The following is a 22,101-nucleotide window of genomic DNA, read 5'->3' on the forward strand; positions in this document are numbered from 1 at the left end:
GAGGTGAGCCGCGAATTCCGGCTGCTCCGGCCGATCACGCCGGGTGGCTGGCTGGCGATCATGCTGGCCTCGGTGCTGGCCGCGATCGCGGTGCGGGCCTTCAACCCCTGGCTGCTGCTGGTGGCCTGCGCGCTCGCCTCACCGGTGCTGCTGGCGCAGTTCCTGCGTCCCGACCTGAGATCGGTGTCGGTGTCGTTCCGTTCGCCGCGCCGCCTGGTCGCGGGCGACCAGGCCGAGCAGGTGCTGACCGTGCGCAACGACGGCCCGCGCAGCCTGCCCGGCCTCGGCGTGCTGCACCTGTGCCCGGGGCTGGCGCCGATCGCCTTCTCGGTGCCGCCGCTGGCCTCCGGCTGCCAGGCCGAGTTCGTGTTCGACCGGCGGGCGGTGCGCCGTGGCCGCGCCGTGGGGCACGAGATCCGGCTGGGTACCACCGCGCCGTTCGGCATGGCCCACCACACCCGGCGCATCCGCGTCCAGGCCGAGTTGGTGGTGCACCCGGCCCGGGTGCCGGCCGTCGAGATCGCCAGTGGTCACCTCACACCTGAGGACGCCGGGGGCGCCCGCGCCGTCCAGCCCGGTTCCGAACCCCACGCCCTGCGCGAATGGCGTCACGGCGACGACCTGCGCCACGTGAACTGGCGGGCCACCGCACGCCGCCCGCTGCCGGAGCAACTGATCGTGGTGGTGCCCGAGCCCGAGGTGGAGACCAGCCTGATGCTGGTCGTCACCGGTGCGGCCGAGGACGAGGACTGGGAGGACCTGGTGCGCCTGGCCGCCTGGTCGGCCTGCGCCGCCGCGGGCACGCACGCCGACGTGACCCTGCTGGCCCCCGGGGTGCCGGCCTGGACCGGCACCGACGAGCTGGAGATCCTGGACTGGTTCAGCACCCTGACCGGTGAGGGCTCCGCCCCCGACGAGACCGCGAGCCCGGACGGCGTGGACGTGGCCGAGTTCCAGCACGACGTGCGCACCCGCAGCGGGCCGGGGGTGATCGTGGTCGAGGCCACCACCCGCCCCTTCGGCCTGCACCAGGTCCCGGCCGGCGGCCTGCTGCGCGGTATCTCGACCGACGCCGTCACCGGAACCACCGACCCGACTGGGGAGGACCCCGCGTGAAGAACCTGGCCACGCTCGTCACCCTGGTCGCCGCCGCGCTCGGCCTGGGCCTGGCCGGGTTGCTCCCGGCCGTGGTCTGCCTGCTGGTGATGGCGCTGGTCGTGCTGGTCGGTGCGCTGGTGCCGGTCCGCTGGCCGCAGATCACCGAGGTGTCGTGGCGCCGCACCGGGCTGGCCGCGGTGGCGCTCGGCCTGGTCGTACTGGCCACCACGCTGACCGGGCCGCAGAACCTGCTCACCGGACGGCTCGACACCCCGCTCGCCAGCGCCGCCTCCGTGTTGGCCGTGCCCGAAGGGGTCCCGCTGGGGCTGCTGGCAGCCCTGGCGGCCGGGTCGCTGATCGCCGTCACCCTGGAACTGGGCCATCACCGCGGCGTGCAGTCCGGCCTGGTGCTGGGCACGGCCGTGCTCGGGCTGGCCTGCGTCGCGGCGCCCTCGGGGCAGCGGCTGCTGGTGCCGATCATCATCGGCTGGCCGGCCGCTCTGCTCGCCCTGACCCGGCTGACCGGCGAGCACCACCCGCCGCCGGAGGGTGTCCGGATGACCCTGACCGGCCCGCCGCACGCCCCCGCGGAGTCCGGCCTGGCCCCGGCGGTGCGCTGGCGGTTCGTGCCGGTGCTGCTGGCGATGACGGTCAGCTGCTGCCTCCTCGGCGCCGCCGCCGCGTCCGGTCTGGCCCGGATAGCCCAGAACTCCAGCTTCTCCGGCGGCGGTGGTGCCGCCACGAACAGCGCCCGGGCCTGGCAGAGCAAGTTCCTCGGCGGCCGGATGAACCTGAACTCCCGCGGCCCGCTCAGCGAGAACGCCGTGGCCGAGGTGCCGCTCGACGCCCCGGCGCACTGGCGCACCGCCACGCTCGACCGCTACAACGGCGTCGGCTGGGGCACCACCGGAACCGGCGGCATCAGCACCAGCCTGAGCCAAGGCGCCGACGGCGTGGAACTGCGCACCTCGGGCGATGATTCGGCGCAGACCGCCCAGACCCCGGACGACGGCAGCACCGGCACGGGCCAGCTCGGCAGCACCCGCAGCGACCGGGTGGTGATCCGGGGAAGCGGTACGGCGCAGGTGATCTCGCCCGGCCGGCTGGTCTCCGCGGACCTGCCCGGGGACTACGCCGAGCGCACTTTCGTCTCGAACGGTGACCGGGTGCTGCTGTCGGCGCAGGACAACGACGAGTACGAGGTCACCAGCCTGGTCTACCCCGACGTGTACCGCGAGGCGTCGCTCGGAACGGCGGCGGACGACGAGGTGGGCGTTTCGTCGTCCACCATTGACGAAAGGTGGCTCCAGGTGCCGGTGACGCTGCCGCAGCGGGTGCGTGACCTGGGCACCCAGCTGGCCGCCGGCGCCACGAGCCGGCTGGCGGCGGTGCGCGCGGTGGAGGCGCGGCTGGGCCGGATGATGACCTACACGCTCGACGCGCCGGTGCCGACCGGTGGGCAGGACGCGGTCGACTTCGCGCTCTTCGACTCCCGGCAGGGCTACTGTGAGCACTTCGCCAGCGCCGAGATCATGTTGCTGCGCTCGGCCGGGATCCCCGCCCGGATGGTGGTCGGCTACCTGGCCGACGGCTCCGACGTGGTCGACGGCGGGCGGCAGGTGATCCGCGGGGCGCAGGCCCACGCCTGGGTCGAGGTCTGGTTCCCGGACGCCGGCTGGGTCACCTCGGACCCGACCCCGGCGGGCGGCATCGGGCAGAGTTTTCTCCAGTCGGTGAACTCGGCGTTCAACCACGCGATGTCCGACCTGGCCGACGCCCTGGTGGCTTTCGCCACCGGTGTGGTCGGCCCGGTGGTGCTGGTCGTGGTGCTGCTCGTGCTCTGGCTGTTCCGGCGCGTCCTGATCGCCTGGTTCGTCCGGGCGCCCGGCATCATGACGGACGACGATCCGCCGCTCGATCCCGTCCTGCGAAAAGGCCTCGCCGATCTGGATTCCGCCCTGCTGCTCCAGGGCGTGCCGCGGGCCCCGAACGAGACACTCGTGGCCGTGCGCGACCGGGTGCTCGGGGACCGTCGCTACGCGGAACCGGACCACAGTGATCTTCTGGCGCAGAAGGCCGATCTGGAAAGGGCTTTCGACGTGCTCACCCGCGCCCTCTACGCCCGCACACCGCCCACCCCGGACGAGTGTGCCGGGGCGGCGGCGGTTTTCGGGCAGGAGGCGGAACGCCGCCGGGCCCAGGTGCGCGAGGGTCAGCCGGTGGTCAGCTTGGGGCAGTCCGCGCAGTTGATGTAGAGCGGGCAGGTGGTGAGGGCGCAGACCACCTGGTGCCCGGCCAGGCCGAGGTAGACCCGTTCCATGTGCACGGCCCGCGAGCCCTTGGCCAGTACCACGGCGTCCCGGTCCGGGCCGGCGTCGTCCAAAATTGACTTGACCTGGGCGAACGCCTCGCGGGCGGAGTCGGCGCTGTGGATGTCGGCGGCCGGCAGACCGTCGGCGGCGGCGCTCTCGCGCAACGGTGCGGCAGCCTCGCCCACGGTGATCAGGTGGGTGACGCCGACGGCGGCCTTGCGCCCGACCCGGGAGTGCAGCTCGTGCGAGAACTCGCCGAGCTCGCCCATCTGCCCGAGCACCGCCACCTTCACCGCGCCGGGCAGGCTGTCGAGCAGGTCGAGCGACGAGATCATCGCGTCCGGGCTGCCGTTGTAGCTGTCGTCGATCATCAGCAGCCGGTCGTCGATGCGGCGCAGCGACGCCCGGCCGGCCGGCGGCTGCACGCCGCGCAGGGCCTCGATGCTCTCGGACGGCGCCAGGTCGTAGACCCGCCCGACCGCCACCGCCAGCATGGCCGCGTAGCCGAAGTGCCGCCCGGCCGCACCGATGCTGAACGGCAGCGACTGGCCGTCCACCTCGATCAGGCCGCGGGTTCCGTGCTCGTCCACGGTGACGTCGACCGCGCGCAGGTCGTTGCCCTCGTTGAACCCGACCCGCACCACCGTGGCCGCGGCGGCGCCCGGCAGGCCCAGCGTGGTGCGGGTCAGCAGCTCGTCGTCACCGTTGATGATCCACGTGCCGCCCGGCCGGGTGTGGTTGAAGATGTCGGTCTTCTCGTCGGCCAGTGCCTGCTGGTCGGCGAAGTTGCCGAGGTGCGCGAAACCGACGTTGGTGACCACCGAGACGTCCGGCCCGACCAGCCCGGCCAGATGACCGATCTCGCCCGGGTGGTTGGTGCCGATCTCGGAGATCACCTGGGTGTGCGCGGGCTCGATCTGGGTGAGCGTGAGCGGCACGCCCAGGTGGTTGTTGAAGCTGGCCTTGTTCGCCAGGATCTCGAACTTGGCCTGGAGCACCTGCGCGATCAGCGTCTTCGCGGTGGTCTTGCCGGCCGAGCCGGTGACCGCGACGACCGAGGCGCTGCTGCGCCGCCGGGCGCGCGCGGAGGCGTCTTGCAGAGCGATCAGCGTGTCTGGCACCCGGATCACCGTGGCGTCAAGGGCTTCCAGCCCGGGCACGTCGGCCAGGGCACGACTGATCAGCACCCCGGTCGCCCCGGCCCGCACCGCGGCGGCGGCGAAGTCGTGACCGTCACGGGTGGGCCCGGGAATCGCGACGAACAGCTCGCCCCCGGTGATCTCCCGGGTGTCGACGCTCGCCCGGCCGAACTGCTCGGCGCCCCGCCGCACGACCTCGGCATCCCCGACCGCCTCGAGGACGTCGCCCACCTGGATCACAGAATCGTTCCCTCCACGCGAAATGCCGGACGGTCGATCCTACGGCGAGTCGGGACATGTCCCGGACGAGCCTATTGCAGCTGGGCCAGCTGCTGGAGATGCTCCTGGGCCCGGCGCAGGGCGATCAGCCCGGAGGCCGCACCCACCGCGAGCCGGCCGGCCTGCCACTCCAGCTCGGTGTCGTCGAGGTCGGGCGGCAGCCGGCGCGCCAGGTCGGCCACCTCGGCGATCTCCTGGCGCTGCCGGGCCAGGAAGTCCACGTCGACCACCGCGCCGTGCCCGGGCACGATCACCCGGCCCACCCGGTCCAGCAGCCGGGTCAGGGTGACGGCCCAGTCCAGCGGGTAGGCGTGGTCGAACGACGGCGGCGCCCCCTGCTCGACCAGGTCACCGAGGAAGGTGACGTCGGCGTCCGGCACCTCGACCACCAGGTCGTTGTCGGTGTGCCCACGGCCCGGGTGGTGCAGCACCACCTCGCGCCCGCCCAGGTCGATGCGGGCGTCCGTACCGACCAGCCGGTTCGGCAGCGTGATGGTGACCGCGTCGAGCTCGTCGGCCAGCACCTCCTCCCCGGACTCCCGCAGGAAACCGGAGATCTCGACCCGCTGCTGGAGCCCGGAGGTGGCCAGCTCGGCGTGACAGCGCTCGTGTGCCCAGATCTCGCAGTCCGGCTGGGCCTCGGCGAACACCGACGTGCCGAAGCAGTGGTCGAAGTGTGAGTGGGTGAGGGCCACCACGTGCGGCAGCCCGGTGACGGAGCGGACGGCGCGGTACAGCTCGCGGCCCTCACGCTCACTGCTGCGGGTGTCGACCACCAGGCAGTGGTCCTCGCCGAGGATCAGCCCGGCGTTGACGTCGAGGGTCTTGTTGCGGCGCACGAAGACCCGGTCGCCGATCTCGCGCCAGCGCCCCCAGGGGCCGTTGTCGTACGTCACCGCATGCGCTCGCGACGGGGGGCGTGCTCACCGACCCGGCATCTGTACCCGGGACCGCCCGCCACGGGGGATTCCGGGCTTCGGCGGTGGCTGTGGTGCAGGGTGAACAACTCGGCTCCCTCATTCAGGTCTCCGGGTCGGAGACCGCCGGCTGTTGCGACGACTACTGCCGGATTGTTACGCCGCTGTGGCGACAATCCGCATTGAGCACACAACGCAGCGTACGCCCGATCTGACCAATTATTGACACCGGGGGTGACTTGACAATTACGAAGGGCTCGCAATCCGAGTGTGGCGATTCGTCACCACATGCAAACGGTCGGACGCCCGCAGTGACGGCGTCAAGTGCCGTTCGGCGCTCGGCGCAGGTCAGGCGCCATCTTTCCGGATCCGCCGACGCACCGGCGGATGCCCGTCCCCCGGGTGCCGGGCGCCGCGGCGTACCTTCGGCACGCGGGCCCACCCGTGCCGGCATCCCGCGCGGCTCAGGCAGGATCTGTGCCGGGCCGTTCGCCGCTCGGCGGGCGGGAGGTGTTGATCTCGATGTCGAACCCGCCCACCGTATGACGGTAATCACTGGCGGGCATTCGTCAAGATCGTCCCACGGCCTCTAGGGTTCTCGAAACCAACTACGGTGGAGGGTCTTTCGCGCATGATCAGAACTGGCAAGGTGATGCTCGCGGCGGTCTGCGCGCTCGCGGTGCTCACCGCGTGCAGCGAGGGCGGGCGGGTGAAGCAGCCCGACGAGGGCGAGGGCGGCGCCGGTGACAACTCGGGCTACACGATCGCGATGATCACCCACGAGACGCCGGGCGACTCGTTCTGGGACACCGTCCGGGCCGGCGCGGAGCAGGCCGCGAAGAACACCGGGATCGACCTGAAATACTCCAACGACCCGGACGCCGGCAAGCAGGCCGTCCTCATCCAGAACGCCGTGGACAGCCGGGTCGACGGCATCGCCACCACCCTGGTCACCCCGGACGCCCTGGCCGGGTCGGTGAAAGCCGCCGCGGACGCGGGCATCCCGCTGGTCGGGCTGAACGCCGGCATCGACGACTACCAGCGGCTCGGCGCGCAGATGTTCTTCGGCTCGGACGAGACCGTGGCCGGCACCGCCGCGGGCGAGCGGATCGCCGCCGAGGGGGCGAAACATCCGCTGTGCGTGATTCACCAGGCCGGTTCGGTGTCGCTGGAGGCGCGCTGCGCGGGTGTCGCGTCCAAACTGCCGGGCACCGAGAACCTCCAGGTCAACGGCGCGGACGACGCGGCCGTGGTGAGCACCTTGCAGGCCAAGCTGGCGCAGGACGACTCGATCGACTACGTGGTCGGCCTGAGCGCCCCGATCGCCCTGGACGCGATCAAGGCGCTGGACGCCAGTGGCAGTGACGCTAAGCTGGCCGCCTTCGACCTGAATCAGGCCACGGCGCAGGCGATCCAGGACGGATCGCTGGAGTTCGCCGTCGACCAGCAGCCCTACATGCAGGGTTTCATGGCCGTCACGTCGCTCTACCTGAACCTCAAGAACGGCAACGACCTGGGCGGCGGTGAGGCGGTGCTGACCGGCCCGTCGTTCGTCGACGGTGACAACATCGACCAGATCCTGCCGTTCGTGCAGAACGGAACCCGCTGATGACCGAGACCCTGACCTCGGGCGGCAGAAGTCCCCGCGCCAGAAGGCTGTTCGCCCGCCCGGAGACCGGGGCGGCGGTGGCCGCGCTGGTCATCCTGGTGTTCTTCCTGGCGGTCGCGCCGGCCTTCCGCTCGGCCGACTCGTTCTTCACCGTGCTCTACCAGTCGTCCACCATCGGGGTGGTCGCGACCGGCGTGGGGCTGCTGATGATCGGCGGCGAGTTCGACCTGTCGGCCGGGGTGATGGTGACCACCGCGGGCCTGGCCAACTCGATGTTCTGCTGGTGGTTCGGCATCGACCTGTGGGTGGGGGCACTGCTCAGCCTGGCCCTCTGCCTGTTCATCGGGTTCCTGAACGGCTATCTGGTGATGCGTACCGGCATCCCCAGCTTCCTGATCACACTCGGCACCTTCTTCGTGCTCCAGGGCGCGAACCTGGGTCTCACCAAGGTGATCACCGGCTCGGTCACCGCGCCGGACATCTCTCGCATGGACGGATACGGCTTCCTCGGAAAGATTTTCGCCTCCAGCTTCGAGGTCGGCGGGGTCACCGTCTGGGGCACCGTGTTGTGGTGGCTCGCCTTCACCGCCCTGGCCGCCTGGGTGCTGCACCGCACCCGCACCGGCAACTGGGTGTTCGCGGTGGGGGGCAGCGCCGACAGCGCCCGGGCGGTCGGCGTACCGGTGGACCGCACGAAGATCGGCCTGTTCATGGCGGTCTCGTTTCTCGGCTGGTTCGCCGGCATGCACACGCTGTACCGGTTCAACACGCTCCAGGCCGGCAACGGTGTGGGCAACGAGTTCCTCTACATCATCGCCGCCGTGGTCGGCGGCACGCTGCTCACCGGCGGCTACGGCAACGCGATCGGCGTCGCGATCGGCGCGTTCATCTTCGGCATGACCAGCCTGTGCATCGTCTACGCGGGCTGGGACCCGAACTGGTTCAAGGCCTTTCTCGGCGTCATGCTGCTGCTGGCGGTGCTGGTCAACCTGTACGTCAAGGGGCTGGCCACCTCCGCCGGCCCGGCCCGGAAGGCGGAGGCTCCGTGAACCTGATCCAGATGACCGACGTGGGCAAGAGCTACGGACCGGTGCGGGCGCTGCACGGGATCAGCCTCGGGGTCGCGGCCGGCGAGGTGACCTGCGTGCTCGGCGACAACGGGGCGGGCAAGTCCACGCTGATCAAGATCATGTCCGGCCTGCATCCGCACACCGAGGGGCAACTGCTGGTGGACGGCGAGGAGCTGGTGTTCTCCTCGCCGCGTGAGGCTCTGGACCGGGGCATCGCCACGGTGTACCAAGACCTCGCGGTGGTTCCCCTGATGGAGGTCTGGCGCAACTTCTTCCTCGGCGCCGAGCTGCGCAGTGGCCGTTATCCCCTGGCCGGCCTGAGGATTCGCGAGATGCGCCGGATCGCCGAGGAAGAACTGCGCAAGATGGGCATCGCCGTCCACGACATCAACCAGCCGATCGGCACCCTGTCGGGCGGGCAGCGGCAGAGCGTGGCCATCGCCCGGGCGGTCTACTTCGGGGCCCGGGTGCTGATCCTCGACGAGCCGACGGCCGCGCTCGGCGTGAAACAGTCCGGCGTGGTGCTGAAATACACCGCCGCGGCCCGGGACGCCGGGCTCGGCGTCGTGTTCATCACCCACAACCCGCATCACGCCTATCTGGTCGGCGACCACTTCGTGGTGCTGAAACGCGGCCGCATGCACCTGGACTCGCGGCGCGATGCGATCACGCTGAACGACCTGACCCAGGAGATGGCCGGCGGGGACGAACTCGACGCGCTGGCCCACGAGCTGCGCCGGGAGGACCCCGCCTGACCGGTCCGCTGCGCGTCGCCCTGGTCGGCGTCGTCCACCATGATCTGTTCCTGCCCGAGCTCGTCGCCGCCCGCAGGATCATTGCTCCCGGCGAGCCGGGCGCAGTGCGGGCTGGCACGGTGGAGAGCATCCCCGGCGCGCCGGTGCCGACCGAACGCGCCGGTGCCTCCACCGTCTGACCAGGGGCGTGGCGGCGCCGGCCGATCCGGGCCTGCCCGCGTTCTCACCGGTGGCGCGCGGAAGACTGTTCCCGCCGCCGGTCTAGACCACGGCGTAGGCCCGCAGGAATGTGTCCACCCCGGCCCGCACCGCCGCCTCGAAGTCTTCGGCGCTGATTCGCTGGGTGCCCAGAACGGTCAGTTCAGGCAGCTCGGCGTTGGCCAGCACGACGAATTGCCGTGCCGCCGTGCCGGGTTCGCCGATGTGCAGGTATCCGGCGTTGCCCAGCATCGCCATCCGCCCCGCCAGTGCCTCGTGGACCGGTCGGACCGCCCGGGTCTGGACCAGTTCGAAAATGTCCGGGTCGCGCCCGATCTCGGCCACGATCATCCGGTCCAGAAACACCGAGCACGGGCTGAGTGAGCAGTCGGCCAGGGCCAGGCCGAGCTGGTAGAGGCTCTCCCGCCAGCCGTCCGGCGTCAGGTCCATCGCCAGGATGGCACCCAGCGACGCCTCGTTCTGCTGCTGCGCCGAGTCGGCCACGGACTCCCGGAACAGCTGGTCCTTGCCACCGAAATGGCTGTACACGGTCGGTTTGGAGACGCCCGCACGGGAGGCGATGGCGTCGATGCTGGCCCGCTCGTAACCGTCTTCGCCGAAGATCGGCGCGGCGGCGTCGAGGATGTCGCGTCGTCTGTTCCGAGGTGCCACGCAGTTGATTCTAGAACCAATTTCCTCTGACGTCCCGGGCAACACGTCCGCACTTGGCGGTTGGATTGGTTTAACTCATCGGTTTAGTTTGACTGCCATGGCAGTCAAGGAAGCTGACTGGCGGCCGCTGGCCGCAGTGGCCGGCGCGGCCCTGCTCGTGGTGCTCGACGGCACCGTTGTGGCGGTCGCCCTGAACTCGCTCGCCACGTCGTTCCAGGTCCGGCTCGACCAGGTGGTCTGGGCCACCACGGCCTATCTGCTGGCGGTCGCCGCCGTGCTCCCGGTGCTGGGCCGGCTGACGGCTCGGCTGGGGGCGCGCCGGGTGTTCGTGATCGGGTTGCTGGTGTTCCTGGCCGGTTCCGGGCTCACGGCGCTGTCCTGGTCGGTGCCCGCCCTGGTGCTGTTCCGGGTGGTGCAGGGCCTGGGCGGCGGCCTGGTCGAGCCGACCGCGATGACGCTGGCGGCCGGCCTGGCCCCGGCCGGCCGGATGGGCCGGGTGATGGGTGTGATGTCGACGGTGGTCAACGTCGCGCCCGTGCTCGGCCCGCTGGTGGGTGGTCTGCTGCTGGAAACCGGCCACTGGCAGTGGATCTTCGTGATCAACCTGCCGCTCGGCCTGGTGGTGCTGGTCGCCGTCCTGGCCGCCACGCGTGCGGATCCGATCATGCCGGATCCGGCCCGGGCAGAGCCGTCCGACGCGCCACGGCCTGACCTGCCACGGCCTGACGCGTCGCGGGCCGATGTGCCGGGTCTGGTCATGCTCACCGCGGGTTTCGTGGCGGTGTTGCTGGCCCTGAACCGCTCCGGCGAGGGCGGGGCCGACCCGGCCGTGGTGCTGATCGGCCTGTCCGGAGCGGCGCTGCTGGTGCTCTACGTGCCGTACGCGCTCCGGCTGCATCGTGCGCCCGCTCTCGACCTGCGGCTGTTCGCCCGTCCCGGCTTCGGTCCCGGCCTGGGCGTCATGGGCCTGGTCGGGCTGGTGATGTACAGCCAGATGGCGTCGCTGCCGCTGTTCGCGGCCGAACGTTTCGGCCTGGCCGGGCTGAGGCAGGGCGTGCTGGTCAGCGCCCTCGGGATCGGTCTGCTGGTGTCGATGAGCGTGGGCGGCCGGCTGAGCGACGGCGTCGGGGCCCGGCCGCTGGTGCTGAGCGGTTCGGTCGTCACCCTGGCGGGCGCCCTGGTGTTCGCCGCCGCGCACGCCAGTCTGCCGCCGGCCGCGCTCTACGCGCTGTTCGTGGTGATCGGCCTCGGCTTCGGGGCCACGGCGGCGCCCACCGTGGCCGGTGTGTTCCGGCTGCTGGGGCCGGGGGAGCAGGCCGCGGGCAGCACCGCGCTCTTCATGACGGTGCAGTTCGGCGCATCCCTCGGGGTGACACTGCTCGGCCTGCTCCAGACCGTCACGGACGACTGGGTGCGCTGGTTGTTCCTGGTGGTCGCGCTGGCCCAGGCGGCGGTTTTCGCGCTCGGGACGCGGCTTTCCGCGGATGTTTCACATGAACCCGATCAGGTCTTGTCGACCAGTGGGCAGCCTCCGCACTTGTCTTCGTCCTGACGGTAGAACAGGCAGCACATGCCGCGCACCGGGTCGAGGTACTGGACGGCCAGCTCGGTGCGGGCGAACCGGACGGTGCCCCGCCGCCGGATCGGCGCCCCCTCGGCCACCAGCGCGTCGAGGAAGAGCTGCCCGGCCGCACGGCCCGCCTCCTGGTCGCCGCCGGCCAGCAGCGGGCTCTTGGTGGCGGGCCCCAGCACCGAGTCGGCCACCTGGTTCCACATCGCGACCTTGCCGTAGCGGGTGTGTGCGTGGATCCGCTCGATCAGCGGGGCGAGCGTGTCGTGGGCTCCGCGGGCGGCCCAGGCTGCCAGGGCCGGCAGGTCTTCAGCGGTGGTGACGCCGGACGATCCGGCCAGCGGGTCGGAGGGGAGGACGGCGAGACGCCGGGAGCGCACGGCGATCTGCTGCACCAGCCCGTCGTCGTCCAGGCGCATCATCAGGGACGCCGGGCCGGTGTCGTAGGCCTGACCCGCCACCGCGATCGCGATACCCAGCCGGCCTGCGGCCGCGTAGCCCAGGCTGCCGATCAGCCGGGCCCCGAGCACCGCCGGGCCGTGGTTCAGGTGCGGGCCCTTCGACGCAAGCATGGCTTGGAGCACCTCACCCGGAGTGAACCACCGGCCCGTCGCGGTGACCGGGTCGAACGGCGGTGCCGCATAGGAGTGGGGCGATGCCGGATCGAGCTGGGTGAGGCGGTCGGCCAACGTCGCTACCTGGTTGACACTGGTCACTGCATGTGAAGTGTGGGTAGCTCGGTGGCATGCCGTAATGGCATTGTGAACTGCCATGACGGCGCCTCCTTCGAGATCTCCGGAATCACTGCGCGCAACCACTATAAGGTAAGGCTAGCCTTATGGATGCAGAAGGCAGGCGTCGTCTCAACGGGGGTCCAGGTGTTGCCGGAAGTGTTCGTCACCTTCCCGTCGGGTGCTGCGGGCCCGGTCTTGAGGGCGGAATCGGGTGACACTCAGTCATGGCGCGTCGGCGTTGTGCCAGGTCGGGCCGGTGAGTGCGACCGGGGTACGCGATGGGCGCTGTCCGGCGCGGCGCGGCTCGTGCTGGAGTGATCCACATGGTTCCTGTTGTCCTGCTCGCCCGTAACCCCACGGACTCCGTCACCCACGGGCTCCTCCCTGCCGCCCACGACCTGGGTTTTCCGGTCCGGGTGCTGACCGACGACCCGGATGCGCACCGGCGGGCGTACGCCGGTGCCGCCGACCGGATCGGTACTCCGGAAGTGCTGGCGTGCAACGTGTTCGACGTCCGTGCCGTGCTCGCGACGATCGAGACCACCGGAACGCCGTCGGCGGTCATCAGCAACAGCGACCACCTCCAGGTGCAGACCGCCCTGGTGGCCGACTATCTGGGCCTGCCGGGCAAGGACTGGCGTTCGGCCCAGCGGGCCCGCGACAAGGGCCTGATGCGCGCGCGGCTGCGTGCCGGCGGCCTCGACGACACCTTCTGCCGCCGTCTGGTGCCCGGCGATGCGGAAGCTCCTGCGACGGACGATGCTCAAGTTCCTTTCCCGGTGGTGCTCAAACCCGCAGAAGGCGTGGCGAGCGAGGACGTCGTGCTGGTGCGCGACCGCGCCGAACTGGCCGAACGGGTAAGGGAAATCAGGTCACGGCGCGATGGCGACCTGCTGCTCGAAGGGCTGCTCGACGGTCCGTTGCACACCCTGGAGACGTTGGGAGACGGTGAGCGACTGCGCGTGCTCGGCGGCTGGCAGACCCGGGTGTCGCCGCCGCCGTACTTCATCGAGGAGCGCCTGACCTGGAACCCGCAGCCGGATCCTGCTGTGGTGACGTCGGTGCTGGACCAATTGACGCAGCTGGGTGCGGGTTTCGGGGCGTGTCACACCGAGTTCGTGGTCACGGAACGGGGGCCCCGGCTGGTCGAGGTCAACGACCGGCTGATCGGCGACCACTGCGACTTCGCGATGGCGCGGCTGATCGGTGAACCCTTGTTCCACAACCTCTTCCGGTTGCTGATCGGCGAGCCGCTGAAGGACCCTGAGGTCGCCCCGGTGCACCGCGCCGGCCTGGTGCACTGGATTCTGGTGGACGGCGACGGCGAGTTGCGCCGCGCACCGCAGGCATTCAGCGAGACCCGGGGGGAGTATCGGCTGGATTACCGGCCGATGCAGGCCGTCGGCACGAAGGTACGGGTGACCGGCACGAACCGGGACTACCTGGGTTCGGTCACGGTCACCGGCCCCGACGCCGCGGGCGTCGAGGCCGTGACGGCGGAGTTCGTGTCCGGCGGCCACTGGGTGATCGGGTGAGGCCGCAGCGGCGGTCCGCCCCGCCCCAGGTGCCGGACTGGGAACGTGACCTGGTGCTCCGCCTGGGCACGGCGTTGTTGCGTGAGGACGTCGCGGGGCTGCGCAGCCGGGCCGAACTCCTGCCGGTGGCGCGGGCGCGGGTGGCCGGGCAGCCTTCCGGACCCCGCTCGGCCATCGGCTGGACCCGTCGCGAGGAGAGCCGGCAGACGCAGCCCGACCTGTGGCTGGCCCTGAATGGGCTGCGGATGCCGGTGCGGGTCGGCTCCCCGGCCCGCGGTGACCTGATGAGCGACCTGGTCATGCGGGAGCCACGGGTGATCCGGGTCAGCCCGACCGGCCGGTCCGAGGCCTCGCGGCTCGGCGCGGTGATCCGCGCGGTGCAGACCGAGCTGCTCGCCGGCGTGGCGCCCGACCTGGCGCGGGAGTTCCGGGCCGGTTTCCAGGCCTTGCTGACCGAGGCCCGGGCCGCGGCGCTGGGGGCGGGTCTACGGCATCGCAGGCGGTCCGTGGTGCTGGGGGAACTGCGTACGGCGTGGCCCGAGGCGGGGACGACGGTGGCCGGCTCCGTGGTGGGTGGGGCCGCCGACGAGGTCACGGCCGAGTCCTGGCGGGTGGCCGAGGCTCTCGCCGCGCACCGGGACCATCCGGTCTACCCGTTCTCGATCGCCCGGGTCGGCCTGGACCGAAACAGCCTGCGCCGCTGGGCTCCCGAGCACGCGCCGCGATTCGGTCTGCGCTGGGTGTCCGTGCCGCGTGAGCAGGTAGCCACATCGGGCGATCTCCCGGCGTGGTGGCCCGAAACCGCGCCGTTCGACCCACTTCCCGCCGTGCCGCTCGCGGCCGAACCGCCCCCGGGCCGCCTGGCCCTTCCCGTGCACCCGGCGATGTCTCCCGAGCTGCTGGGACAGGTCCTGTCCGGCATCTCCTGGCAGCCTCTTCCCGCCCCCAGACTCCAGGTGCGGCCGACCCTCTCGATGCGCACCGTGATGCCGGAGGCCGACCCGTCGGTCCACCTCAAGGTCCCGCTGCCGATGCGCACCCTGGGCCGGCTCAATCTGCGCCTGGTCAGCCGCGCCTCGCTGGCCGACGGCGCGGTGCTCACCCACAGCCTCCGGGCACTGCTGGAGCGGGACGACCGGTTCCGCCACACCGTGCTGACCGCCGACGAGAGCACCTGGCTGCACGCGGACCCGCACCTGGCGGTCCTGGTCCGGCGCTGGCCACGCCTGCCGGGCGCCCGGGTGGTACCGGTGGCCGGACTGACAGCCCGGGGCTGGGACGGGCGCATGCTCATCGACGTCCTCAGTCGGGAGTTCTTCGGCGGCGATCTGGACGCACTGCTCGATACCTACCTGCGCACGCTCCTGACCTGGCAACTCGCCCTCTGGCTGCGCTACGGCATCGTGCACGAGGCGCACCCGCAGAACGTGCTGGTGGTGCTGGACCGACCGTCCGGCCGCCCTCGCCTGCGCCTGCTCCTGCGTGACCTGGACAGCTGCCTCGTCGACCCGGAGCTGGCCGGCCCCGCGCTGGGGGAGGCCGCCCCGGGCGGGCTCACCGATCACCGGCTGATCTCGAAGGACCCCGTCGACCTGGCGGCCATGTTCGTCACCACCACGCTGCACCAGTGCGTGGCCTCGGTGCTGATCGAGACCGCGACCGGGACGGACCGGCCGGTCGCCTCCCTGCTCGCCAGGGTCAGGCCCCTGCTGCGGGAACTGGCCGAGGAGCACCGGACCGCACGTGACACCGCACTTCTCACCTCAGGAATCATCAGGGCGGAGAGACTTCCCGTGAAACGGACCCTGACCGCCGCCACCCTGCTGCCGAAATCACGCACCGGAGCTGCCGACGTGAACAAGTTCTACGGCGCCGACGCGCCCAGTTATCTGTGAACGCCCGCACGACACCGGCCCTGTCGCCGGACCGCACGGAACTCCGGCTGGTCGACCACACCGCCCGGGACCCGGACGCCGACGCGATCACGATCGTCGCGCTGCTGAACTGCCTGGTCCGGGAGGTGTCCGGACCGGCCGGCGCGGTGGAGCCGGACGGCACCGACCGGGCCCGCATCCGGCTGGAGAACACCGGCCGGCTGCTGACGGCCGACCTCGGCCGGCCGCTGGGTGATGTTTCCCGTGGAACATCACCCCCGCGCTTCACCGGTGCGGTGCACCTCGTCACCGATCGTGAAAACCGGCTCGGGTGGCGGGAACTGCTGACCCTGGTGGATGCCGAGCTGACCGCCGTCACCGGCTCCTCGGCCACTCACCTGACCGGGCAGATCGAGTCGTCCCACCGGCTGCTGACCGAGGCGCTGCGGCACCGGCCCCCGGCCTCCGCCACCGACACCGCCTCGGCCTACCTGGACCTGGAGCAGTCGCTGCTGGCCGGGCACCGCTACCACCCGGCACCCAAGGCGCGCTCCGGGCGTCCCGAAGAGGTGTTGCGGTACGCGCCCGAGCTGGGAGCCCGGTTCCAGCTGCACCACCTCGCGGTGCGGTCCGAACTGTTCCGGGCGGTCCAGGCTCCCGGCCCGGTGATGACGCACGACGTCGCCCCGGCCGGTTACCGGCTGCTGCCCGTGCACCCCTGGCAGCACGCCATCCTGTCGCGCGGCGAGGAACTGCCCGCCGCCCTGGCCGACGGCCGGGCGATCGACCTCGGACCGAGCGGTCCATGGATGCGCCCCACCTCGTCGGTGCGCACGGTGGCCGCCGACGGCTCAGGTTTCGTGAAACTCAGCCTGAGCGTGCTCATCACGAACTGCCTGCGGATCAACTCCTGGCACGAGGTGCAGGCCGCGGTCGGGCTCGCCGGACTGCTCGAGCCACTGCGACGCGAGCTGGCCGCCCGCTTCCCGGGGACCGTGCTGCTGCGCGAGACCAGGGGGATCACCGCCGACCTCGGCCCGGGCACGGCCGACCAGCTCGGCGTGATCTACCGGGAGGGACTGGCGGGCCGCCTGCGTGCGGGCGCGCTGCCCGTCCCCGCGGCCGCGCTGGCCGAGCCGGTGCCGCACCCGACACTGGCGGCTCTGCTCGACCGGCTCTCCGCCGACCGGGCCCTGCTGCTCGAATGGTGGCGGCGCTACCTGCGGCACCTGCTGCCGCCGGTGCTGTACGCCTATGCCCGGCACGGCGTGGTGTTCGAGGCGCACCTCCAGAACGTCGTGGTGGCCCTGGCCGGTGACGGCATGCCGGTCCAGCTGGTGCTGCGTGACCTGGAGGGCGTCAAGCTGCTGACCGAGCGCCGCGCCGGCGACCTGGCCGCCATGCCCGAGCCGGTGCGCGGGCACGTCGGCACCCCGGCCGGGCGCGGCTGGGACCGGGTGGCCTACTGCCTGCTCGTCAACCACGTCGGCGGCCTGATCGCCGCGCTGGCCGACCGGGACCCGGGTGCCGAGCAGGCGCTCTGGGACGCCGTTCGTGACGCGCTCCGCGAGGTCGAGCCGTTCGACGAGCTGGAGGCCGTGCTCGCCGGTGAGCCGGTGCCGGCCAAGACCAACCTGCTCACTCGCTGGCGGGCCGCCGCCGACCGGGACAGCGGCTACGTGCCGCTGCACCTGCCTCTGGGTTGACCCCCGCGTCAAGCAGAACTGGCCCTGCCGGAAGGATTTCCGACAGGGCCAGTTCTGATGGGCTACTGACTGACCGGGAAGAACAGCTGCGTGTAGCGCTCGCTGGTGGCCGCGTAGAAACCCTCGGGCCACTTGCCCGCAGCCGGCTCGGCAGCGGTCTCGCCGGAGCCGGAGCCCAGCACCCCGCTGCCCCGGATGATGTACTTGTCGCCGTTGGTGATCAACGCCATCTTGGCCTCGCTGGCGGTGGTGTTGTTGCCGCAGCGCGAGGACCAGCCCACGATCACCTCGGCGTAGCCGTCGCTGTCGAAGTCGCGGATCTGCATGATCTGCGAGTCCTGCTTGGCGAAGGCGGCCTGCCCACCGGCCCGGCCGCTGTTGCACTGCGGCAGGTCGGGGTCGGTCATCGAGCGCAGCACCCTGGGGTCGCCGCCGTCTTCGAGCCCGGACGCCTGCACCACCTTCAGGGTGGTCTTCTGCTTCGACGAGGGGACCTTGATCGCGGCGACCAGGTTGAGACCGTTCTTGTCTTCCCACTGGAACGCCTCGACCACTGTGCCGCCGGCGCTCGCCCCCGCCTTACGCAGCAGGTTCTGGGCCTTGAGCTGCTTGACCGACTTCAGGCCGGTGGCGTCTTTACCGGTCAGGGTGGTGGTCGGGTCGGGTGCGCTGGTGGTGTTGTCGCTGTTGCCCCCGCCCAGGCCGCTGAGCAGCGCGACCAGCACGATCAGCAGCACGACCAGTCCACCGGCCACACCGAGCAGCACGAACCGGGCCTCCGGCTTCTGCACGCTGAGGAACCGCTGGAGCGGGCTCTCCGGACCGTCGGCGCCGGGCTGTGCGGCTGGGCGGGGAGCCGGGGCCGGCTTGGCCTGGGGGGCCTGCGGGGCACGCCCCTGCCGGGCCAGTTCCTCGTCGGGCAGCGGGATCGGGCCGCTGAACGTGGCCCAGATGTCGCCGTTCTGCGGCGGGGCGTAGGCGTTGCGGTCGGCCGGCACCGCGGCGCGCCGGCTCACCGGGTTCTTCGGTGGCTTGGGCGGCTTCGGCGGGGCGGGCGGCGGCTCGGGAGCTGCCACCCGGCGGACCGGTGACCTCGGCGGACGGGGAGCGGGCGGCGGCACGGCCGGGGACTGCGGGCCGGCCGGCGACCCCGCGGAGCCCGGGTCGTACGGCTGGTCCAGGTCGTCGCCGATCAGCGGGAGCGGCATGGTGCTGGCCGCGTTCTGCGGATGGCTACGCGGATCCGCCGGCGCCTGCGGAACCGGGGTCGACTCGGCCCACCCACCCTGCGACGGCACACCGGAATCCGGCGCGGCGTAGGGCGGATCGGCCGGCGCGCGGCCGGTCTGCTGTGCGTTCCAGGAGGGAGCGAAGTCGGCCGGTGGCATGACCGCCGGCTGAACGGGCTGGGCCGGACGCGCCGGAGACGGCTGGCCCTGTGGCGACTGATCGGTCGCCCCGGGCCGGTAGATCTCCGTGTCGTACGGGTCGGACCCCTCTTCGGTGTCCTGGGACGGTCCGGAGGGTCTGGGTGAGGTGTCGCGGTCTTCGTCGCGAGTCTGCACCCGACCTGGCTCCGGCGGGCGGGTCCACCAGGGCCCCTGCTCGTCGTCCACGTGCCGTTACCCCTTCCACAGCCACTTCGAACCACCGACCGCCGGCTGTTTCCGGCAGACGGCTCACGTGGCTCTCGACCAACGTCGATCCTCCCACGCTCACCTGGGTCTTGCTGCCCGCCGCCCGCATGTGCGGTCAGGAGAACCGCTGGAGCACGAGTCCGGGCTAGGACCGAATACTTTCAGTCACCGTCCGGAAGGACCAGGTTGAGAACCATGCTCACGAACGTCACCACTACCGCGGCGCCGATCGCGGACCAGAAAAAATCATCGATCGTGAACGAGATGTTCAACTGGTCCGACAGCCACGCCACGAGCTCCAGCATCAGGGCATTGACGACGAAAGCGAACAAACCCAGTGTGAGGATGTAAAACGGCAAAGAAAAGAGCTTCACGACCGGTTTGATGATCGCATTCACCACACCGAAGATCGCCCCGACCACGACCAGGGTCAGGACGGTTTTCCCGGTACTGTCGCCAGACACCTCGACGCCCGGCACGACCGCGGTGGCGACCCAGATCGCCACCGCATTCACCAGAACTTTGATCAGGATGCTGTCCACTGGCGGAATCCTGCCAGAGCCGGCCATGCTTCACGACGCCCGAATCGTCACCGGCCGACACTTCTGCGTGATCGAGAAGAGTTTCCGGTGGTCCAGCGGGTGTCGCGAGTGCCGGACGAGGCCATCGCGACAACGGTGAGGATGAGCACGTCACCGGAACCGAACGGACCGGTCCGGTGAATCGGCGGCGCAATCACCGGGACTTCACCGGAAAACCACATGGGTGTGGACCGGGCGATCCATCCGACTCTTGCCGGACCGACCGGTCCGTCCCGGAGAAGCTGCGACAGGCGTCCCTGATCGGACCGGTCGGCCCGGACCCGAACGTGATCCGGACGTGATCCGGACGCGCTGTGGACCGGTCGGTCCGGACTTGGACGCGATCTGGACCGGTCGGCCCGGATCACGCACATGAGCGGGCCGGTGCACCCCGGCGTCGCGGTGTGGACCTGCCGAACTCGGCCCGCTGAGTTCAGGCGGCCCGGCGATCGGGGGCGGGCCACTGTCCGGGCAGGCCGCAACGACGGCCGGTGATCCGGCCGCCGTTCTTCGGGTCACGTGCCTGGTGGACGACGAGAGAGCCCGCTCCCCGCGTCACCGGTTCCGCCGGCGCACCGTCATTCCGCCGCCGCGCGGGCCTGGAGACCGGACTGCGTGCGCAGTTTCTCCTCGGGCAGGAACCAGCTCAGCAGGAAGGCCAGCACCAGCACCGAGGCGCCGATCAGGAACACCAGGTGCATCGAGTCGGCGAAGCCCTCCAGCACCGGCCGGGCCAGCGCCGGGTCGAGCTGGGTGATGAACGAGGAGTCGTCGATCGACAGACCACCTGCGTCGTGCTTCGTCACCAGGTTCACGATCGGCGCGTTGGCCGGGTCGGACGTCACGGACGGGTTCTTCAGCGCCTGGCTGAACGCCGAGCCCGGGTCGGCCGCGGCCTCGCCGATCCGGTCGGAGATGTTGCCCGCCACCGACCCGAACAGCACCGACAGGAACACCGCGGTGCCCAGCGTGCCGCCCATCTGCCGGAAGAACGTGGCCGACGAGGTGGCCACGCCCATGTCGCGGGGCGGCACCGAGTTCTGCATGGCCAGCACCAGCGTCTGCATGTTGAAGCCCAGCCCCAGGCCGAAGATCAGGGCGAAGCAGCCGACCACCACGATCGGGGTGTCCACTTTCATGGTGGCGTAGAGGAACATGCCGAGGGTGAAGAGCACCGAGCCGGCGATCGGAAACACCTTGTACCGGCCGGTCTTCGAGATGAACTGGCCGGAGACGATCGAGCCGGTCATCATCCCGGCGGTCAGTGGCAGCATCAGCAGGCCGGACTCGGTGGGCGAGTGCTCCTTCACGATCTGGAGGTAGAGCGGCAGCGCGGCCAGGCCGCCGAACATGCCCATGCCGATGATCAGGTTCAGCGTGGACCCGATGCTGAAGGTCCGGTTGCCGAACAGGCGCAGCGGCAGCAGGGCGTCGTCACCGATGCGCCGCTCCGCGGTCACGAAGGCCAGGAAACCGACCACGCCGATCACGTAGCAGGCGATCGAGCCACCGCTGCCCCAGCCCCATTCGCGGCCCTGCTCGGCCACCATCAGCAGCGGCACCAGCATGACCGCGAGGGCCAGGGCGCCGGCCAGGTCGATGCGGTGCTCGCGCCGGGTGTGCGGGATGTGCAGCACCCGGGCGACCACGGTGAGCGCCACGATGCCGATCGGCACGTTGATCAGGAACACCCAGCGCCAGCCGCTGACCCACAGGATCGTGTCGGCACCCGCGAAGAACCCGCCGACCAGGGGGCCGAGCACGCTGGACGAACCGAACACGGCCAGGAAGTAGCCCTGGTAGCGGGCTCTCTCGCGGGGCGACACGATGTCGCCGACGATGGCCAGCGCCAGCGAGAACAGACCGCCCGCGCCCAGTCCCTGGAACGCCCGGAAGGCCGCCAGCTGGTACATGTCCTGGGCGAACCCGCACATCGCCGAGCCGACCACGAACAGCGAGATCGCGGTCAGGAAGAACGGGCGTCTGCCGTAGAGGTCGGACAGCTTGCCGTAGAGCGGGGTGCTGATCGTCGAGGTGATCAGGTAGGCCGTGGTCACCCAGGCCTGGATGCTGAGGCCGTCCAGGTCGTCGGAGATGGTGCGGATGGACGTCGAGACGATGGTCAGGTCCAGCGCCGCCAGCAGCATGCCCATCATCAGGCCGCTGATGATGACGACGATCTGGCGGTGAGTGAGCGCCGTCGCGGCACCGGGTTCCGGCGTGGTGCCCGGATCGGCCGTCATCTGCCCGGGTTCCGGCTCCGGTGGTGTCGGGGTGGACATCGGGCTCCTCATGATCGGGTCTGGGCGGTGCGCGGGCATGGCGGTGCCGACGTCGGTCAGGGGGGCATCGGCGGATCGGGGCCGGGGAGTAAGTCCCGGCGCCGTGACGGTGCGGTGATTGTGTCAGGCAACG

At 71.1% G+C, this 22,101-nt stretch carries 16 protein-coding genes; 9 read left to right on the forward strand and 7 right to left on the reverse strand.

What is annotated here, in order from left to right; all coding sequences use genetic code 11:
• Positions 1 to 3 precede the first annotated feature (3 nt).
• Both KIH74_RS38790 and KIH74_RS20465 read left to right on the forward strand, forming a co-directional pair.
• The gene (locus KIH74_RS38790; protein WP_214157612.1) at positions 4 to 1,116 is read left to right on the forward strand and encodes a DUF58 domain-containing protein; all 1,113 of its coding nucleotides are present in this window, start codon (positions 4 to 6) and stop codon (positions 1,114 to 1,116) included.
• Entirely contained in the window at positions 1,113 to 3,353 is a 2,241-nt protein-coding gene (locus KIH74_RS20465) for a transglutaminase-like domain-containing protein (protein WP_214157613.1), read from the forward strand. The genes KIH74_RS38790 and KIH74_RS20465 overlap by 4 nt, the downstream gene beginning before the upstream one ends.
• Here KIH74_RS20465 and KIH74_RS20470 read toward each other — a convergent pair.
• Positions 3,311 to 4,789, reverse strand: coding sequence for a UDP-N-acetylmuramoyl-tripeptide--D-alanyl-D-alanine ligase (locus KIH74_RS20470; protein WP_214157614.1), 1,479 nt, complete (start codon positions 4,787 to 4,789; stop codon positions 3,311 to 3,313). The two genes, KIH74_RS20465 and KIH74_RS20470, sit on opposite strands and share 43 nt — an antisense overlap.
• 71 nt (positions 4,790 to 4,860) lie before the next feature.
• Positions 4,861 to 5,724, reverse strand: a complete 864-nt coding sequence (locus KIH74_RS20475; RefSeq protein ID WP_214157615.1) for an MBL fold metallo-hydrolase — start codon at positions 5,722 to 5,724, stop codon at positions 4,861 to 4,863.
• Between the two features lie 652 nt (positions 5,725 to 6,376).
• Between KIH74_RS20475 and KIH74_RS20480 the strand changes: the two genes are divergently transcribed.
• Genes KIH74_RS20480 through KIH74_RS20490 form a run of 3 tightly spaced genes read left to right on the forward strand, consistent with a single transcriptional unit; the run spans position 6,377 to position 9,179 of the window.
• On the forward strand, positions 6,377 to 7,354 hold the full coding sequence (locus KIH74_RS20480) for a substrate-binding domain-containing protein (protein ID WP_214157616.1): 978 nt from the start codon (positions 6,377 to 6,379) through the stop codon (positions 7,352 to 7,354).
• Positions 7,354 to 8,403, forward strand: coding sequence for an ABC transporter permease (locus tag KIH74_RS20485; RefSeq protein ID WP_214157617.1), 1,050 nt, complete (start codon positions 7,354 to 7,356; stop codon positions 8,401 to 8,403). Before KIH74_RS20480 ends, KIH74_RS20485 begins: the two co-directional genes overlap by 1 nt.
• Before the next feature lie 11 nt (positions 8,404 to 8,414).
• Positions 8,415 to 9,179: an ATP-binding cassette domain-containing protein gene (locus tag KIH74_RS20490; protein ID WP_372492108.1), complete on the forward strand. Its 765-nt coding sequence runs from the start codon at positions 8,415 to 8,417 to the stop codon at positions 9,177 to 9,179.
• 261 nt (positions 9,180 to 9,440) lie between these two features.
• Here KIH74_RS20490 and KIH74_RS20495 read toward each other — a convergent pair whose 3' ends face one another.
• Positions 9,441 to 10,049, reverse strand: a complete 609-nt coding sequence (locus KIH74_RS20495; protein ID WP_214157619.1) for a TetR/AcrR family transcriptional regulator — start codon at positions 10,047 to 10,049, stop codon at positions 9,441 to 9,443.
• Between the two features lie 97 nt (positions 10,050 to 10,146).
• Here KIH74_RS20495 and KIH74_RS20500 point away from each other — a divergent pair, with 97 nt between their 5' ends.
• Positions 10,147 to 11,601, forward strand: coding sequence for an MFS transporter (locus KIH74_RS20500; RefSeq protein WP_214157620.1), 1,455 nt, complete (start codon positions 10,147 to 10,149; stop codon positions 11,599 to 11,601).
• Here KIH74_RS20500 and KIH74_RS20505 read toward each other — a convergent pair.
• Complete coding sequence (locus KIH74_RS20505; RefSeq protein WP_214157621.1) at positions 11,553 to 12,191, reverse strand: (2Fe-2S)-binding protein; 639 nt, start codon at positions 12,189 to 12,191, stop codon at positions 11,553 to 11,555. The two genes, KIH74_RS20500 and KIH74_RS20505, sit on opposite strands and share 49 nt — an antisense overlap.
• Before the next feature lie 485 nt (positions 12,192 to 12,676).
• Here KIH74_RS20505 and KIH74_RS20510 point away from each other — a divergent pair, with 485 nt between their 5' ends.
• Genes KIH74_RS20510 through KIH74_RS20520 form a run of 3 tightly spaced genes read left to right on the forward strand, consistent with a single transcriptional unit; the run spans position 12,677 to position 17,468 of the window.
• A complete protein-coding gene (locus KIH74_RS20510) occupies positions 12,677 to 13,888 on the forward strand; it encodes an ATP-grasp domain-containing protein (protein ID WP_214157622.1) in 1,212 nt (403 codons plus the stop codon).
• Complete coding sequence (locus KIH74_RS20515) at positions 13,885 to 15,783, forward strand: IucA/IucC family protein (protein ID WP_214157623.1); 1,899 nt, start codon at positions 13,885 to 13,887, stop codon at positions 15,781 to 15,783. The genes KIH74_RS20510 and KIH74_RS20515 overlap by 4 nt, the downstream gene beginning before the upstream one ends.
• Positions 15,780 to 17,468 carry an IucA/IucC family protein gene (locus KIH74_RS20520; protein ID WP_214157624.1) on the forward strand — a complete coding sequence of 563 codons (1,689 nt, stop codon included), beginning with the start codon at positions 15,780 to 15,782 and terminating at the stop codon, positions 17,466 to 17,468. Before KIH74_RS20515 ends, KIH74_RS20520 begins: the two co-directional genes overlap by 4 nt.
• A 62-nt stretch (positions 17,469 to 17,530) precedes the next feature.
• On the opposite strand, the gene KIH74_RS20525 is transcribed toward KIH74_RS20520, so the two are convergent.
• From KIH74_RS20525 to KIH74_RS20535, 3 genes are all read right to left on the reverse strand, one after another.
• Complete coding sequence (locus KIH74_RS20525; protein WP_214157625.1) at positions 17,531 to 18,856, reverse strand: M949_RS01915 family surface polysaccharide biosynthesis protein; 1,326 nt, start codon at positions 18,854 to 18,856, stop codon at positions 17,531 to 17,533.
• A gap of 410 nt (positions 18,857 to 19,266) precedes the next feature.
• Positions 19,267 to 19,647 (reverse strand): phage holin family protein, encoded by a 381-nt coding sequence (locus KIH74_RS20530; RefSeq protein WP_214157626.1) that lies wholly within the window; start codon positions 19,645 to 19,647, stop codon positions 19,267 to 19,269.
• Positions 19,648 to 20,264: 617 nt separating this feature from the next.
• On the reverse strand, positions 20,265 to 21,968 hold the full coding sequence (locus tag KIH74_RS20535) for an MDR family MFS transporter (protein ID WP_214157627.1): 1,704 nt from the start codon (positions 21,966 to 21,968) through the stop codon (positions 20,265 to 20,267).
• Between the last annotated feature and the right edge of the window lie 133 nt (positions 21,969 to 22,101).

The sequence above is a fragment of the Kineosporia corallincola genome (genome assembly GCF_018499875.1).
GTDB classification, from domain to species: Bacteria; Actinomycetota; Actinomycetes; order Actinomycetales; family Kineosporiaceae; genus Kineosporia; species Kineosporia corallincola.

Excerpts from the sequence above, each read along its gene's own strand:
- KIH74_RS20490 (WP_372492108.1), top strand. The coding sequence starts at position 8,415 with ATGACCGACGTGGGCAAGAGCTACGGACCGGTGCGGGCGCTGCACGGG.
- KIH74_RS20480 (WP_214157616.1), top strand. The coding sequence starts at position 6,377 with ATGATCAGAACTGGCAAGGTGATGCTCGCGGCGGTCTGCGCGCTCGCG.
- KIH74_RS20485 (WP_214157617.1), top strand. The coding sequence starts at position 7,354 with ATGACCGAGACCCTGACCTCGGGCGGCAGAAGTCCCCGCGCCAGAAGG.
- KIH74_RS20525 (WP_214157625.1), bottom strand. The coding sequence starts at position 18,856 with ATGCCACCGGCCGACTTCGCTCCCTCCTGGAACGCACAGCAGACCGGC.
- KIH74_RS20510 (WP_214157622.1), top strand. The coding sequence starts at position 12,677 with ATGGTTCCTGTTGTCCTGCTCGCCCGTAACCCCACGGACTCCGTCACC.
- KIH74_RS20500 (WP_214157620.1), top strand. The coding sequence starts at position 10,147 with ATGGCAGTCAAGGAAGCTGACTGGCGGCCGCTGGCCGCAGTGGCCGGC.
- KIH74_RS20535 (WP_214157627.1), bottom strand. The coding sequence starts at position 21,968 with ATGTCCACCCCGACACCACCGGAGCCGGAACCCGGGCAGATGACGGCC.
- KIH74_RS20505 (WP_214157621.1), bottom strand. The coding sequence starts at position 12,191 with ATGCTTGCGTCGAAGGGCCCGCACCTGAACCACGGCCCGGCGGTGCTC.